This window comes from Halosimplex halophilum (genome assembly GCF_004698125.1).
Taxonomy (GTDB): domain Archaea; phylum Halobacteriota; class Halobacteria; order Halobacteriales; family Haloarculaceae; genus Halosimplex; species Halosimplex halophilum.
The window spans coordinates 938,267-952,286 of record NZ_ML214297.1; the positions used below are offsets into that span (position 1 = coordinate 938,267).

19 protein-coding genes, 1 tRNA gene and 1 pseudogene are annotated in these 14,020 nt (G+C 68.0%); 3 read left to right on the top strand and 18 right to left on the bottom strand.

All coding sequences use genetic code 11. The features are described 5' to 3' along the window. Positions 1 to 22: 22 nt before the first annotated feature. From E3328_RS04725 to E3328_RS21775, 15 genes are all read right to left on the bottom strand, one after another. A complete protein-coding gene (locus tag E3328_RS04725) occupies positions 23 to 1,993 on the bottom strand; it encodes a phage portal protein (protein ID WP_135363454.1) in 1,971 nt (656 codons plus the stop codon). Next, positions 1,990 to 3,363, bottom strand: coding sequence for a phage terminase large subunit (locus E3328_RS04730; RefSeq protein ID WP_135363455.1), 1,374 nt, complete (start codon positions 3,361 to 3,363; stop codon positions 1,990 to 1,992). Before E3328_RS04730 ends, E3328_RS04725 begins: the two co-directional genes overlap by 4 nt. Further along, on the bottom strand, positions 3,350 to 3,814 hold the full coding sequence (locus E3328_RS04735; RefSeq protein ID WP_135363456.1) for a hypothetical protein: 465 nt from the start codon (positions 3,812 to 3,814) through the stop codon (positions 3,350 to 3,352). Before E3328_RS04735 ends, E3328_RS04730 begins: the two co-directional genes overlap by 14 nt. Beyond that, positions 3,811 to 3,975, bottom strand: coding sequence for a hypothetical protein (locus E3328_RS21765; RefSeq protein ID WP_167837302.1), 165 nt, complete (start codon positions 3,973 to 3,975; stop codon positions 3,811 to 3,813). The genes E3328_RS04735 and E3328_RS21765 overlap by 4 nt, the downstream gene beginning before the upstream one ends. Beyond that, a complete protein-coding gene (locus E3328_RS04740; protein WP_135363457.1) occupies positions 3,972 to 4,247 on the bottom strand; it encodes a hypothetical protein in 276 nt (91 codons plus the stop codon). Before E3328_RS04740 ends, E3328_RS21765 begins: the two co-directional genes overlap by 4 nt. Before the next feature lie 2 nt (positions 4,248 to 4,249). After that, positions 4,250 to 4,435, bottom strand: a complete 186-nt coding sequence (locus E3328_RS04745; protein WP_135363458.1) for a hypothetical protein — start codon at positions 4,433 to 4,435, stop codon at positions 4,250 to 4,252. 406 nt (positions 4,436 to 4,841) lie between these two features. After that, positions 4,842 to 5,003 carry a hypothetical protein gene (locus E3328_RS21770; protein ID WP_167837303.1) on the bottom strand — a complete coding sequence of 54 codons (162 nt, stop codon included), beginning with the start codon at positions 5,001 to 5,003 and terminating at the stop codon, positions 4,842 to 4,844. Then, on the bottom strand, positions 5,000 to 5,569 hold the full coding sequence (locus tag E3328_RS04750; RefSeq protein ID WP_135363459.1) for a hypothetical protein: 570 nt from the start codon (positions 5,567 to 5,569) through the stop codon (positions 5,000 to 5,002). The genes E3328_RS21770 and E3328_RS04750 overlap by 4 nt, the downstream gene beginning before the upstream one ends. Positions 5,570 to 5,720: 151 nt before the next feature. Further along, positions 5,721 to 6,005: a helix-turn-helix domain-containing protein gene (locus E3328_RS04755; protein ID WP_135363460.1), complete on the bottom strand. Its 285-nt coding sequence runs from the start codon at positions 6,003 to 6,005 to the stop codon at positions 5,721 to 5,723. Next, positions 6,002 to 6,370: a hypothetical protein gene (locus tag E3328_RS04760; protein WP_135363461.1), complete on the bottom strand. Its 369-nt coding sequence runs from the start codon at positions 6,368 to 6,370 to the stop codon at positions 6,002 to 6,004. The genes E3328_RS04755 and E3328_RS04760 overlap by 4 nt, the downstream gene beginning before the upstream one ends. Then, a complete protein-coding gene (locus tag E3328_RS04765) occupies positions 6,367 to 7,113 on the bottom strand; it encodes a DNA cytosine methyltransferase (RefSeq protein ID WP_135363462.1) in 747 nt (248 codons plus the stop codon). Before E3328_RS04765 ends, E3328_RS04760 begins: the two co-directional genes overlap by 4 nt. 2 nt (positions 7,114 to 7,115) lie before the next feature. Then, complete coding sequence (locus E3328_RS04770; protein WP_135363463.1) at positions 7,116 to 9,215, bottom strand: minichromosome maintenance protein MCM; 2,100 nt, start codon at positions 9,213 to 9,215, stop codon at positions 7,116 to 7,118. Positions 9,216 to 9,402: 187 nt separating this feature from the next. Continuing rightward, positions 9,403 to 9,888 (bottom strand): hypothetical protein, encoded by a 486-nt coding sequence (locus E3328_RS04775; RefSeq protein WP_135363464.1) that lies wholly within the window; start codon positions 9,886 to 9,888, stop codon positions 9,403 to 9,405. Next, positions 9,881 to 10,714 carry a DUF6884 domain-containing protein gene (locus tag E3328_RS04780; protein WP_135363465.1) on the bottom strand — a complete coding sequence of 278 codons (834 nt, stop codon included), beginning with the start codon at positions 10,712 to 10,714 and terminating at the stop codon, positions 9,881 to 9,883. Before E3328_RS04780 ends, E3328_RS04775 begins: the two co-directional genes overlap by 8 nt. Further along, the gene (locus E3328_RS21775; protein WP_167837253.1) at positions 10,707 to 10,865 is read right to left on the bottom strand and encodes a hypothetical protein; all 159 of its coding nucleotides are present in this window, start codon (positions 10,863 to 10,865) and stop codon (positions 10,707 to 10,709) included. The genes E3328_RS04780 and E3328_RS21775 overlap by 8 nt, the downstream gene beginning before the upstream one ends. A 259-nt stretch (positions 10,866 to 11,124) precedes the next feature. On the opposite strand from E3328_RS21775, the gene E3328_RS04785 reads away from it, so the two are divergent. From E3328_RS04785 to E3328_RS04795, 3 genes are all read left to right on the top strand, one after another. After that, complete coding sequence (locus E3328_RS04785) at positions 11,125 to 11,445, top strand: Sec-independent protein translocase subunit TatA/TatB (protein ID WP_135363466.1); 321 nt, start codon at positions 11,125 to 11,127, stop codon at positions 11,443 to 11,445. A gap of 76 nt (positions 11,446 to 11,521) precedes the next feature. Beyond that, positions 11,522 to 11,594 (top strand) — tRNA-Arg (locus tag E3328_RS04790). A gap of 498 nt (positions 11,595 to 12,092) precedes the next feature. Further along, the gene (locus E3328_RS04795; protein ID WP_135363467.1) at positions 12,093 to 12,542 is read left to right on the top strand and encodes a hypothetical protein; all 450 of its coding nucleotides are present in this window, start codon (positions 12,093 to 12,095) and stop codon (positions 12,540 to 12,542) included. Positions 12,543 to 12,548: 6 nt separating this feature from the next. Here E3328_RS04795 and E3328_RS04800 read toward each other — a convergent pair. The 3 genes and pseudogenes from E3328_RS04800 to E3328_RS04810 all read right to left on the bottom strand — a co-directional run. Next, a pseudogene (locus E3328_RS04800) lies at positions 12,549 to 13,319 on the bottom strand (enoyl-CoA hydratase/isomerase family protein); the annotation flags it as partial. A 122-nt stretch (positions 13,320 to 13,441) separates the two neighbouring features. Continuing rightward, positions 13,442 to 13,720, bottom strand: coding sequence for a UPF0058 family protein (locus tag E3328_RS04805; RefSeq protein ID WP_135363469.1), 279 nt, complete (start codon positions 13,718 to 13,720; stop codon positions 13,442 to 13,444). Positions 13,721 to 13,785: 65 nt separating this feature from the next. Beyond that, positions 13,786 to 14,007 (bottom strand): ribbon-helix-helix domain-containing protein, encoded by a 222-nt coding sequence (locus tag E3328_RS04810; RefSeq protein ID WP_135363470.1) that lies wholly within the window; start codon positions 14,005 to 14,007, stop codon positions 13,786 to 13,788. Between the last annotated feature and the right edge of the window lie 13 nt (positions 14,008 to 14,020).

Consider the following 14,020-nt stretch of genomic DNA (forward strand, 5'->3'; position numbering starts at 1 on the left):
CCGGGTCATCGGCAGGCCGTCGTCAGATGTCGGACGGCACGTCGTCAGGAACCTCGTCGGCGGCCGGCGCCGGGCCCTCGGGCAGCCGGTCGTGGAAGTTCGTGATCTCGATGTACGGGAACTCCAGCCGGATGCTGTCGTAGTGGTAGGAGCCGTGACTCGACGCGCTGGTCAGCCCCGACCACTCCGTCGCCGGCACGTCGACGTAGGCGTAGAGGCTGTTCTGGCCTTCCTCGCGCTTGAACGAGAGGTACAGTTCCTGTTCGTCGTAGTCGTAGAGCCCCTCGTCGAGGTTGCTGCTGTCGAACTGCGCCGTCTCGATGGCGTCCTTGGTCGCGAGGTCGGCCTCGACTGCTGACCACTCCCGCTCGCCGATCTTGTGGTCTTCGGGTGGTTCGTCGAGGGCGCGGGCGGCCTCGGTCTCGCCGCCGCCGTCGTCGCCCACCTCGGCCTCGAACTCGGCGAGCGTCATGTCGCTTCGCGGGTCGTCCTCCGGGAACGGTTCGAGGCCGAGCTCTTCGCGCGCCTCGTTGACCAGCCCGACGCCGGCCAGGCGCATCGACCGGACCCGTTGCTCAGCCAGTTTGGCGTCCTGCTCGGGCTGGTCGGCGCCGCGCAGCTCGTACTCGATGGTCCAGTCGTCGACACCGAGGGCGGTCTGGTGGATGGTGGCGTACAGCCGCTGGGCGAACTTGTGCTGCTCCGGCGCGATGACGTTCCGCGCGAAGTCCTGAACCTGCGCCTCGGAGTTCGACCGGTTCGATGTCTCAGTCACGCCGATGAGGATCGGTGGCACCTCGTGGACCTTCGCGATCTCGTGCTCGTTCTTTTTCCGGAACTCCCGGAAGTCCATCTCCTCGCTGATGCCCTGCCCCAGCGGCTCCAGTTCGATGTCGACTTCCTCGTCGATCTCCGAATCGAGGAACTTCTCGACCTCCAAGATGAGGGCGCGGTGGGACTCCTCACGGAGCCCGTCGAGCATCTGCTTGAGGTCGCGCCGCGACTCCTCGGAGAGCTCGCCGCCGATCACCTTGATGACGAACCGCGGGATCGTGTCGTTGTCGAAAAAGTCGCGGTTGTAGTCTTTCGCCGCCTCGTCGGCCGACATCGTCCGGATGGCCGAAACCCAGTCGGGGACGCCGTAGTCCTGCTCGATGGGCGAGGGGTTGCGGATGAAGATGAGTTCGTTCGCGGGCCCGTTGTCCAGCTGGCCCGCGTCGCCAACGGCCACGTCGCCCGACTCGGGATCGACGAACAGCGGCTCGCGGTCGTCGTCCGGGTCGTTCGTGTAGGTGACTGTCGGGTCGCCCTCGCCGCCCTGGATGGTGGGCTCACGGCCACGGTAGCGGTCGCCGAACTGACCGAAGTAGCGCCGGCGGCCGTCGCGCACCTGCACGTACCCCCGGCTCGCGTGCTCGGCGACCTCGCCGTCGACGAACCGCCCATCCTCGGGGTGGCGCGGCTGGTCGAACTGTGCCTGGGGCTTGCGGACCCGGACCGTGTTCGCCGGCACGTGGGCCAGCCCGACCGGGACACCCTCGGCGTTGGTGAGCACCTCCAGACACTCCCAGCCGATCGAGTGGTGGTCCTGCCGGGCGAGTTCCTTGACCTCTTCGGGGGAGACGGGTTCGGCCTTCTGCTGGGGGGCCGTGAGCCACTTCGAATCGGACCCACGCCAGAAGTCCTCGGCGACCGCCCGCTGCTGGTCGTCGGCCTCCTCGGCGTCGAGGCCGGACGCCGGGACGATGTCGAACCCGAACCCGACCTCGTACCGGGACTTCTTGCGGACCGCCGTCGCGTGCGTCTCGTTGAACTCCAGGAACGACGCCAGCCGGTCGGGGTTGTACGGCGGGCGGATTCCGTGTCCCCGCGTCCGGATCCGGCGGTCGGGCAGCTGCGTGCTGCTGTCCACCTTCGAGAGCGCGGGCCCGCCGCCGACGCCCTCGACGTTGATCGCTACCTTCTGGCCGTCGTCAGCTGTGTCCGAGCTCATATCGTGCTCACTCCAGTATCAGTGTCATCGCGTGACGCCCGCCGGCTGGCCGACCGGCTGATGCGGTCGAACTTCGAGGCCGCCAGCGCCAGCGCATCGACGCTGTCGTCGTACCCGTCGTCGGGGGCGTGGTACCGCGTGTAGCCCGACTCCGAGACATCCTCCTGTAGTTGCCGAAGTTCGAGGTGGAGCTGGTCGAGCGCCTCCACGTCGGGGACCGACAGCTCGCCCGTCTCGACGAGCGTCGCCAGTGTCTCGATGAGCTGCTTCTTGGTCTTCGGGCTGAACGACACCGGGGAGACCCGGACGCCGGCGCCGGCGAGGTCGGCGACGATCTTGTTGTCGCGGGAGGCGTCGGGCAGGAGGATCCCGCCGTAGGTGTCGTAAACGCCGCGGAGGTGGTCCTCGATCCCGTCCCAGGACTCGTTGCGAGCACGGTGGTAGTAGGCCAGGTCGCCGGCGGCGTCGAGTGCGGCGGTGACGCGGTAGTCCCGCGACCGCGCGAAGTCGGCACCGATCGCGACCGGCGTCGTGACGGCGTCGACCGAGCGCCGAAGCTCGCCGATGAACTCCCCGCTGGGGTCGTGCTCGCGCTCGACGGTCACCTCGTAGTCGCCGGTGAACAGCTTGTCGTCGAGGTCGCGGAACACCTGGCCGCCGTCGTCGGGCAGCTCGGCGAGGTACTCCCGCTCGAACAGGTGCGGCGGGACGGTCCCCCGCTTGTCCTCGGGATCCTCGGCGAGGAACGGGTTGTCCGCGCTGGTGGCGTGCCACGAGGCGTACTCGGGGTAGTCGGCCGACTGGCCGTAGTCGTAGAAGCGGTGGAACCACGAGCGCGGCCGGTAGGGCTTCGAGATGAACAGCGCGCACCCACGGGAGTCCAGCAGCATCGGTTCGAGGTCGCCGTACCAGATCCCCTCGCGCATCTGGTCGGCCTCGTCGAGAACGATCCGGTCGACGCCCTCGCCCTGCAGGGACTCCGGTTTGTCGAAGGTGCGGAACTCGACGCGGGCCCCGTTCACGAACTCGATGTAGTACGGCTCGGACCGGCCACTGCTGGCGATCCAGGCGTTGGGGACCGCGCTCTTGACCTTCTCGAAGCCGTGCTTGAGGGCCTGGTCGTAGGTCGGGCCGACCCACCAGACGAGGACTTTCTGCGGGTCGTCCGGCCCCCACTGCGACGCCCAGGGCCGCCGGCAGTACTCGACCACGTCGATGGCGCCGGTGACGTTCTTGCCGGCGCGGCGGCCCCACCGGCAGACGCGGTAGCGGGCGTCGGACTGGAGCACCTCGCGCTGGGTCTCGTGGACGGAGTACTGCGGCGCCGGCTGGAGCGGTGTGCCCTGGTCGCCGGCGTCACTCGTCGCCATCGTCGTCCTCCTCGTCCGGGCTGTAGGTGACGAAGTCCGCGGTCACGTCGTGGGTGCTGTCAACATCGGCGTCGAGGTCGACCTCGCGCTTCTCGGTCTTGACGTAGCCGTACGAGCGCTCAAGGACGAACTCCGGATCCACGTCCTGGATGAGTTCGCGCTCGGCTTCGCTTCGCGCGCGTTCGAGCGACTCCGAGAAATCGTCGTAGTCGTCGCGCCACTCGTGCAGCGTGGAGACGCCGACGCCGGCGACACGGGCGATCCCCTCGTAGGTGAGCCCCTCTTTCGCGGCTTCGAGGATGTCGTCCTCGTGCTCGTCGAGCTTCGAGGGGCGGCCGTGGCCGTCGACGTGGCCGCCGTGGGACTCGATCCAGCAGTGGTCGCCCTCGGTGGGCGGGTTCTGGCACGGACCCGACGGCGTCTCGTGGCCGCAGATCTCGTCGTCGGTCATCCCAGTAGTTCCTCCTCGGCGATGAGGCGGCCGAGTCGGATCCCGGCCGCGTAGTCGCCGTTGTGCTCGGCGGCCTCGGCGTCGATCTGCTCCAACGCCCGCCGGATGTCCGCGTCGGAGTGGCCGCCGTCGACCGGGCGCTCGGGGTGTTCGGCGGTCATCCGTGGAGTACCAGCGTCGCCACGAGTCCGACGAGGAACATCCCCAGCGCGTACCAGGGCTCCCGGCGGATGTCTTCGAGCCGGCTGGTCGAACTGAGCTTGGTCCCGAGCGCGGCGAAGACGAACAGCCCGGCGAGTTCGTACGAGCTGGTCAGCGCAACCGTGACGCCGACGGCCAGCCCGACGATGCCGGCGTGGACCTCCCGGAGTGTCGAGAACAGCCCGTCGCGCTCGGTCTCGGACTCGTCAGTGCTCGATGGGATCAGCGACATGGTCACTCGGTGCTGTTGGCGCCCCCAGATTCGAGGAGGATCTCGATGCCCTCGGGACCGCCCCAGATGAACGCCATCATCGCGAGCGCCCACCAAGGGTCGACGCCTTGTTTCATCGCGTAGACGCCGCCGATCATCCCGACGAGCTGGGTCGTGGCCTTGAGTACCTTGAACGTGCGAAAGCTCATTCCTACGTGGTCCCTCAGTCGGCGGTCGGCGCGGTCGTTGCACTCCCGCAGCTGTTGGCGGAGTGGTTGGGTCTTTGAAGTCGCCATGGAGTCATCCAAAAGGTCGCCCCCGGGGAGATGCTCCCCGGGACGCCGCGGGTAGCCCGTCTCCCAGTTGTCCCGGGAGCCGATAGGGCCTCGCGACGCCATCTTGTGACGACAGATGCGGCCGGGTGTACGGAACCGCCGGTCGTACAGCTGAAAGCGGGTGTCTGACAGCAACTGCCGCGGTCGCAGGTCGTCCGTCTCGACGACGAGCATGTAGTGGCCGCTCGTGAGCCTCGCACCTCGGCGTGGCCTCGGTACGCCCCTCGGCGTCTCGGACGTGCTGCCCCTACCCAGGACAGGCGTCATCGGGGCCCGTGCGTCACTCCAGGTCGTCCTCGTCGACGCGCCAGGTCGACCCGTCCACGTCGAGCACGAGTTCGTCCCGGGGCCCGGCGCCGTAGTCCGCGGTGGGCTCGCGGGCGACGATCTCGGCGGAGACCGTCCGGCCAGCGATCGTCGCCTGGACTTGCTGCGTGCTCATGGTCGTGCGGACTCGACGCCCATCGCGGCCGCCGTCGCGAAGATGCGCTTGTCGTCGCTGGCCCGGTCGGGCGTCGTCTTGAGGTGGCGGACCACGTCGAACACCCGGTCGGCGTCGACGGCGAAGCCCTGCTCGCGCAGCCGTTCGACGAGTCGCGGGACGCGGTCGATGGCCTCCCCGGTCGACAGCGTCTCCGAACCCGCGCGGCCGCCGACCGACCCGCACTCCCCGCAGGTCGTCCGCGGGACGACGTGGTACGTCGACGTGGACTCGCGTTTGGGTGCGGTGCCGGTGACCTTCCCGTCAGCGGGGTGACGCGTCGTCTCGACGCCGACCGTGCCCTTCGCGAGCACGTCGTGGCCGTCGACGGCGTCGTCGGTGCGCCAGGTCTGCTCGGTCGTCTCGCCCCAGTCGCCGTGCTCGTCGGTGGTCGACCGGCGCAGCCGGGCGAAACAGCCCGAACAGATGTGGCCGTCGTGCCAGATCCTGCGTTCGAAAAACGCGAGCGCACGGTCGCCCGAGGCGGTCAGGGTCAGCGATGGCTGGGTGGTTTCTGTGGTCGCCATGGGTGTCAGGGGAACGGATGGGGAAAACAACGGCTATCGGCTCGACCCGAGGTGTCGTCGCGGCGGCTCGACCCCGGACCGTGGACTGTCTCGTCGACAGCTTGGCACGAAATGGTCGGGCTGGCCTTGTAAACGGTCGGTTTGCGTGCAATCACCGCTCGGCCCACAGGGTCAGCCGGTGGCGTGTGCCCCGGGGATTGGTCGGATCCTTTTCAGTCGTGGCGAGGTCGTCCTCTCGGAGGCGGCGGACGGCGTCCTTGACCGTTCGCGTGGGGATGCCCGTCGCGTCCGAGATCTCCTGATAGGTCGCCGGGCCCTGCGCGGCCAGCGTCGCCGCGACGACGCGGTCGGAGAGGAGTCGGTCGGCCAGCTCGTAGGCCGTCAGGACCTCGCCCTCGATCTGCACGTCGTCGGTGTGGTCCGACTGGTCGGTCATCGGTCCCCCGGCAGGCCCGTGTCGGCCCGGACCTGCTCGATGGCCTGGTTGACCGCTTCGAGGCGCTGCTGGTCGCCGTGGGCAGCCCAGTACTCGGCGACGCCGCGGAGGTCGTCCTTGGTCGCGCGGGTGAGGCGCTCCTTGCCCGTCGCGTCGGTCCAGCGGTAGAGGTCGTCGTTCTCGACGGCGGCGCGGATCGCCTTGTTGATGCCCTCGACGGGGTAGTTCGCGTGGGCACAGAGGATTAGCCGGATCTCGTAGGGGCGACAGCCCGGGTGCTGGACCTCGCCCGTGTTGTGGTGGACGGCGCCGAGGACGCGCTCGTAGCGGTCCTTGCGGTCGGCGCGGGTCTCCTCGGTGCTCACTCCGACCCCTCCGACTGTTCAGTATCCGTGTGTAGTGACCGGTCGTTTCCACCGCCTGCGGCCGCGAATAAAGTCTGCTGTTCTGCCCGGCCTTCGACAGCTTTGAGGATCGACTCCGAGAGCTCCCGCGGAACCTTCGCCCTCTCTGCCGGGTCGCGTGGAAGTGCTTGGGCCGGGTGGTTACCACAACCTGCCTCTTCGCGGCTCCCCTTCGACAGATGGCAGTCGTCGCCGTTTGAGCAGCGACGATAGGCCATCCCGGGCGGGTGTTTTCCCCACAGGTCGGTCGGCTTGCGGTACTTCTCGCCGTACTGGCAGTAGGTCACCGATCCAGTCGGCTCGCCGAGGAACCGCCGCATATGCCCCTCGGGATTTTCGAGGAACCAGTACTCGGGCGCGATCGCCTTGATGAGCCCAAGCGTGTGGTATAGCATCGTCAGATGCCGACGCGATTTCTCCGTCTGCGGGTTTCCGTTCTCGTCCCAGTGGTTCTGCCACGCGGCTGCCTTGCTGAACACGTCGCAGGGGTGTCCTGCGAGGATCACGTCCGCGTCTGGCAGGTCTGCCGGGGTGACCTCCAATACGTTCGCCTGGATGTCCGGGTCGAATCGGTCTTCCAAGTCGACAGTGACGACCTCCCAGCCGTCGGCGTCTTGGAAGGCCGCAGAGAACCCGCCAAGACCAGCGAACAGATCGAGGCAGATTCGGTCAGTATCGCCCGTGGATGTAACGTCGTCCGCCATCGTCAGTACCCCCCGATGTACTTCAGCGAGCCGGGGCCAGACGGCTCGATCGCCTGGCCCTCGTTGAGCAGCGTCTGGATGTCGTTCTCGACGCAGTCCGCCTCGTAGCCCTCCTCGGCCATCGCCTCGACGACCGCCTCCCGGGGCGCCTCGCCGTCGTGTTCCGCCTGCAGGTCCTGGATGTACGAGACGAGCGCTTTCTTGCGGTCGCGCTGGTCTTTCGACTCGCCCGTCTCGGAGATGTCCGCGTCGAGCGTCCCGTCCTCGGTCTTTTGGTAGTCGTTCATCGACTCGCCGACGAGGTTCATCGCCGCCTTGGCGTGACGCTCGGTGATGACCGGCGAGAACTCCAGTTTCGCGTGGGCGCGGGCCACCCGCTCGACGCCGGGCAGCTTCCGGAACGTCACCGGCACCTCCGCATCTTCGCTGTACCCGTTCGCTCCGCGGAGCGTCACGAAACTGTCCCGGAGCTGCTCCCGGACGGCGTCACTCTCGTAGACGGGGTCGGGCTGGCGGTTCGCCAGCGCCAGCCACGTCCGCAGCGTCTCGTCGTCGACGGGCCGGTCGATTGTCTCCTGCTGGGCCGGCGGGATCTCCTCGCCGCGGTGTTGGCGCACCTTCGCGTCGCGATACTGCGTGACGTGGTCGGCGACCTCGCCGTCGTTGGTCTCGTCGGGCCGGTCCTTGAACGTGAACACGAGGTCGAACCGCGACAGCAGGTTCGAGTCGAAGCCGAACTGTTCGTCGAGCGGCTCGTACGGGTCGAACCGCGAGTACTTCGGGTTCGCAGCCGCCGTCACCGCCGTCTGCGTGGACAGCGTGGCGTTGATCCCCGCCTTCGAGACGCTCACCTTCTGGTTGGCCATCGGCTCCAGCATCGCCTTGCGGTCCTCCGGCGCCATGTCGTCGAGTTCGTCGATCGTGACGACGCCCTCGTTCGCTTTCACGAACGCCCCCGGCGACAGCGTCCAGCGCCCGTCGGAGAACTCGCCCTGGGTCGCCGTCGAGACCAGCCCCGCCGACGAGGACTGCTGCCCGGAGACGGCGATCGACCGGACCGCCAGCACGTTCGTGGCGTTGATGAGCTGGGACTTCGAGGTCGACGGGTCGCCGATGAGCAGGACGTGGAACTTCCCGCGGATCCCCGGCGTGTTGGTGGCACCACCGACGACCGCCAGGATGAGCGCCTTCTTTTCCGTCTCGTAGCCGTACACGTCCGTCGCGAACGACTCCGCGGCGACCGTCAGCGGGTCGCCCTCCGCGCCGCTGGCCAGCTCGTCGACGCGGGCCCGCATGTCCGCGTCGATATCGAGGTCGGCTTGCGTGGCCTCCTCGATCTCGATGTGGTGCCCCTCCAGGTAGGGCTCGAACTTGCCGGTCATCTTGTTGCGCCCCTCCGACTGCTGGTTGAGGTGGACCACGCCGGAGATCGCGACCCGGTCGCCCATCTCGACGCGGTCGGTGAGGTCGCCCTCGACGAACACCTGCAGCGTCCGGCCGGTGCCCGTCGCGACCTCCGGGGGCGTCTGCAGCTGGATCGTCTCGCCGTCGATGAACTCCGACTTGTCGTGGTTGATGCGGAATGGACCCTGGCGCTCACAGCCCGAGCACTCGTGGGGTTCCTGAAAATCGCCGTCCGTCTGCGGGATGTGGGTCAGCGTCCCGCAGCGCTTGCACTCGAAAGCCGCCCGCTGGACCTTCGAGTAGGTGTCCGTTGAGACGAGCACGTCCCCGCGGATCGTCCGGTACTTGCCGCCGGCGTCGGTCGGCGAGAACTCCCCCGGGAAGTGCGTCTTGTCGGCCGGGAGGTTGTGGACGCGGACGTGTGCGCCCGAGAGGTCGACATCCACCGGGAGGTCGTACCGCACGAGCGCGTCCTCGGCGTACTCGCGGACTTCCTCGGGGTGGGCGAGGTAGTCGTCCGCCAGGTCCGGGTCGAGCCGGAAGATGTCGTGGTAGTCGATGTTCAGCGCCTGCTGTTCCTGCGGGTACCGCTGGGCGAGCGTCCCGACCTCGTCCCGGTAGTAGTCCCGGTAGAGGTCGAGGAACAACTCGACCAGTTCGGGGCTGTCCGCCGTGTCGTGTGATGCGTTGGTTGCCATCGTGATGTCAGCCGCGTGGGTTTTATTCCGCGAATAAACGGTTTCCACCCGATTCGCCTCTCGAAACCGCAAGTGCGAGGCGTGCTGAGCCGAGATTCCCGCAGCTACGGAAACCTTGCTTACACAACCGCACTTGCTCTAAACTACACTGAGTACAACGGCGGTGGGATGCCGCGCTCGTGATGCGTCATCCTGAGCGCCCCTCCTCGGCGGCGTCTTTTTTCGCGGAATAAAACGCCGGTCCGCGCTTTGCCTCGGCGGCGGTGACCGCGAGGTGTTCGTTGCCGTCGTCGGGGTCGCGGTGCTCGAAGCCCTGGGCCGAGGCAGCCAGCTCCATCAGCGTGTAGCAGTGCGCCGGCGAGGGCTCGCCCTCGAAGACGCTCCACTTGATGTCCTTGTAGTCGAGTTTCGTCCGGCCGTGGCCCTCGTCGGCCCGGCGGAAGCCGTACTCGCGGACCTTCCCGACCTTGTCGTCGCGGGTGAACTGGTCGTACTCGCGATCGTCGTCGAACTCGGAGACGCGCAGCGAGACCGCGGTGAGTTCGCTCTGGAGGTCGTCGATCGCGTCCTGCTGGTCCTCGACGCGGTCTTCGAGGTCGCCGACCTTCGCGAGCGCCCGCTGGGCGACCTGCAGGGCGTCCTCCGGGGTCACGTCGGGCTGGTCGTCAGTCATCGCTACCGACCTCCCCGAGGGTGACCTGCTCGGTCTCGGTGCCGCGTCCCTCGACCTGGCTCATCGCGTCGGACATCCAGGCCATCTGCTCGCCGATGCCGTCGGCGTCGATCTCCTCGAACAGGAACGTCGGTTCGACCTGGATCCGCTGGCAGCCCTCGCGGATGTTCCCGAGGCCGTCAAAGGCGCCGCGCTCCCGAAGCGGCTCGACGTAGTCCTTGCCGGCGAGGACGATGAGGTTCCGCAGCGTCCCACCCCCGTGCGGTGACGCGATGCCGTCGAACATGGTCAGCCAGCGCTGGAGGCCAACGGCGACCATGTAGACCCACTTGTCCAGCTCGGTGACGAGCGGCTGACCGTCCGGCCGGCGCTGGTACGGGAAGTCGGTGAGGTGGTCGTCGTTGGTGTGATCGTCGCCGAGGTCGTCAATAGTCGTGTCGTAGGGTTTGACCGGCTCCCACGGTGGGAGGATGTAGTGTTCGGCCGAGAGGATCGACCACGCCCAGCCGTCGCGCTGGCGAGCCCACTGGGTTGCCATCTCCGCGAAGTCCCGCTTGACGCCGAAGTAGGTGCTCGTGTAGAGGTCCTTCGCCCTCCATGCCGGCCCGGTCTCGTCGGACCAGCTGGGGCCGACGGTCTCGTCAGGACCGACGACTGCCTCGTGCACGTCGAGCGCGTCGTCGGGGTCGCGCTTCGCGGCGCCGCAGCCGACGAGGACGAACGTTCCCTCATCGAAGATCGCGGGCACGTCCGCGAGCAGCGGGTCGTCGTTGTCCGGGCCGCCGGCGGACGGGGCGGCAACGTCGGTGAACCCGTCCTCAGACATCCCGGACCACCTCGTAGTCGCCCACGTCGTCCTCGCAGACGACGCGCTCGCCGTGCTCGGGGTGGTCGATCACTTTCGCCGCGGGCTCGGTACAGCCCAGACACCCGCACGTCGGGCCGTCAGGCGTCTCGAACCGCTCGAAGACGCTCATGCCGACGCACCTCCCGACACCGGGCTCCGAGTTAGTGGAGACACCGGGCTTCTGGTGGACGGCGGAGTAGTCCCTATCGCGCCATGCGGTTCACGGGGTGCCATTGCATCCGACAGGCACAAGTTTGGCGCGCTATGCACGCTATACACGCGCGCTTCAGGGAGCGACGATTTTGCCGTATATATCGCCGTCTGACCTTCTTGCCGCGCTATGCAGGCCAAAAAGGTTATAATTGGCGTCGAGTAAGCGTCGGGTAGAGATGATGGACACACTCATCCCCCTGTTCCCCGTCGGGGGTATGCCGGGCGGGACGGAACTGATCGTGATCCTGTTGATCGCCGTGTTGCTGTTCGGCGCCAACAAGATCCCGAAGCTCGCGCGGTCGACCGGCCAGGCCATGGGCGAGTTCCAGAAGGGTCGCGAGCAGGTCGAGCAGGAGCTCGAGGAGATGAAAGAGGGCGCGACCATCGACGACGACGGCAACATCGTCGACGAGGACGGCGAGATCCTCAAGACCGAGGCCGAGCGCGAGACTGAGGGCGCGATCGACTCCTCGGACTCGTCGTCGTCGAGCAACTGACGGTTCCGTTCTCCCCGCTCTCTGCGCCGGTGAGCAACAGCAAGGTTCTTTCTCCCGGCGCCCGCTGTCCCCGGTAGGGCGTGTGGCCTAGGGGACAGGGCGAGGGGTTCCTAACCCCTCGATCGCGGGTTCGAATCCCGCCACGCCCGTGCAGTTCCGACAGTGAGCGAAGCGAACTGTCGAACGAACCGGACCGCGATTCGAACCCTGCCAGTCGCGCGCAGCGAGTGCAACGAGCGAGCACGTCTGGCTCCGGTTCGAATCCCGCCACGCCCGCTCTGCGACGAACGGACGTGAGGAGCGAGCGGGCCCGGAGTTCGAAGCAGACCGAGGTTCTGCGCCTCCGGCGCAGGTTCTCGGGCGTGGTTCGAATCCCGCCACGCCCGTACCACTTTTTGCAGCGGAGAGTTCCTCGCGCGCCTTCGGCGCGCTGCGGGGATCCTCCGCCGGAAAAACTTGGGGAAAAAGCCGGACGACTCGCTCGCTCCGCCCCCTCGCGTCCGGTGAACCGCGCGCACAGCGCGCGGATGCTCGTCTGCACGTGGGAATTCGAACAGTCGGCAGAATCCCGAACGTCCCGAACCGCGGTACGCCCGAACGTGTCGTCGACACAAGGCTTACCCCGCGTCGGTGAGGACCCGTGACCGATGGAAAGCGAGCGTAGCCCGTCGGACCAGTCCCGCGGTCTCGGGGGCTTGCTCGTCGCGTTCGTGTTCGTCGGTTTGCCGGTCGGGAGCGCCGCTGCGGCCGTCGCCGGACCGGCGGGCTATCCGTTCGGGCTGTCGACGAGCGAGACGGTGCTCGTGGCCGGTGCCGTCCCGATCGCGCTCGCCGAAGCGACGGACAACCGGCCCGATGCGGCACGGTCGGTCGCGTTCTTCGCCGCCTTCGTGGTCACCCAGCTCCCGGCGCTGCTGGTCGTCGAACTCGCATTCGAGGCCGTGCTGCCGTCGTCGCTCGACCAGCTGTTCGCGCTGCTGGCCGCGTACGTCCTCGCCTTCCAGTGGGGGCCCGCCGGGACCGCCCGGCGATGCCGGCGCGCACTCGGCCGACTCACGTGGGTCCCGGAGCGCGAGAAGCCGGCGGACCGCCGATGACGCGGCTCACTCGCCCTCGAACTCGGGTTCGCGGTCCTCGCGGAAGGCCGCCCGGCCCTCCGCGAAGTCCTCGGTGGTGGTCAGGAAGCCGAAGGCCTGGCTCTCCATGGCCATCCCCGCCGCGAGGCTGCTGTCCTCGGCGGCGTCGACGACGCGCTTGGCGGCCTTCAGCGCCAGCGGCGGCCCGTTCGCGAGGTCGTCGACGTACGACTCGACGAGGTCGTCGAGTTCCTCCGGCGGGACGGTGCGGTTGACGAGCCCCCAGTCGGCCGCCCGCTCGGCGTCGATGCGGTTGCCGCGGAAGACCAGTTCCTTCGCGCGGCCCTCGCCGACGAGGCGGACGAGGCGCTGGGTGCCGCCGCCGCCCGGGACGAGACCGAGGCCGATCTCCGGGAAGCCGAACTCCGCGTCGGTCGCGGCGACGCGCATGTCGCAGGCGAGCGCGAGTTCGTGGCCACCGCCGAGGCAGTAGCCCCGGATCGCGGCGAGCGTCGGGCGGGGGTAGTCGGCGACGACCTCGTACATCGGCGTCACGTCCATCGCTTCGGCGGGCGTCCGGTCGGCGACGCTGTCGACGTCGGCGCCGGCGCTGAACGCCCGGTCGCCGGCACCCTCGAAGGTGACACAGCGGACACGCTCGGTATCGACCGAGCGCAGGAGGCCGACGACGCCATCGCGGACGGCGTCGTCGATGGCGTTCAGGCTGTCCGGTCGGTCGATCGTGACCGCGAGGCGGCCGCGGTCGTCCAGGTCACAGCCGATCGCGTCGCGGTCGCCGTCGAACGAAGCAACGTCCATGCGATCCAGTGGCACGGACGGGAAAAGAAGACACCGGCGAGACGAGAGAGAGAGACGAGCAGTTGGACGGGACCGTCGGGCGTCGTCGGCGCGTCGACCGCTCAGAGCTTCTTCTCGGCGTCCTCGGCGAGTTCCTTCATGCGCTTGCCGACGCGGCCGGCGTCGGAGAACTCGTCCTCGCTCATGGCGGTCGCGAGGGCGTTGCCGAGGACGAACACGGCGTGTTTGTGCTCGCTCTTGGACTTGTGGACGTCCTCGGGGGTCACGTCGAGTTCCTCGTAGGCGTCGAACAGCGTCTCGTCGACGTCTTCGAGCCCGGCGAAGTAGTCCTTGATCGTGAGCATCTGCGCGTGGAGTTCGAGGAGCTCGTCCTTGTGCATGGGCGTCCCTATGTGAACCGCCGGTTTAACGGTTGTCCGTCAGAGGGTCACACGAACCACCAGGGTCAGAAAACGTACTCGTCCTCGTGGCCCATCATGCCGTCGTCCTCGTAGCCGCTCCCCGCCTCGTCGTCGTCGTCCATCGGGCCGCTCGTCTTGTACGCCTTCAGCCCCGTCGAGAGCAGGTCCTCGATGGCCTCCTCCCGGTTGAGGAACTCGCCCTGCTCGACGAGCTGGGCGATACGCATCTCGAGGTGTTCGGGGATCGTGAGGTCTACCTTGGGCATCGGATCGTTCCGT